The sequence below is a fragment of the Mesorhizobium sp. M8A.F.Ca.ET.181.01.1.1 genome, assembly GCF_004792025.1.
Classification (GTDB): Bacteria; Pseudomonadota; Alphaproteobacteria; order Rhizobiales; family Rhizobiaceae; genus Mesorhizobium.
Genome location: NZ_SRTV01000117.1, coordinates 1 through 353 on the forward strand (window position 1 = coordinate 1; position 353 = coordinate 353).

The 353-nt window shown below is 61.8% G+C and carries 1 protein-coding gene; it reads left to right on the forward strand.

Going from position 1 to position 353, the window contains the following annotated elements; all coding sequences use genetic code 11:
- On the forward strand, positions 1-353 hold a 353-nt coding region (locus EN824_RS33840; protein ID WP_281041410.1), incomplete at both ends, for a peroxidase family protein.

Below are 353 nucleotides of genomic sequence, written 5' to 3' on the forward strand. Positions count from 1 at the left end.
GTCGGCATCCCGAAGACGACGCCCGACCATCACGCCGCGCCCTACTCGCTGACCGAGGATTTCACCACCGTCTACCGCATGCATCCGCTCTTGCCGGATGACTATTACTTCTATCACCACAGGTCCGGAGAGAAGATCGCGGAAAAGGGTTTCCTCGACATCCAGGGTGCCGGCGCCGACGACATCATGCGCAATTTCGGCCTGCGCAACACGCTCTATTCCTTCGGCGTCGCGCATCCGGGCGCCATCGCCTTGCACAACTTCCCAAGGTCGCTGCTGAAGCTTGAGCGCGACAACGAGATCATCGATCTCTCTGTGGTCGACATCGTGCGCACCAGGCGGCGCGGCGTGCC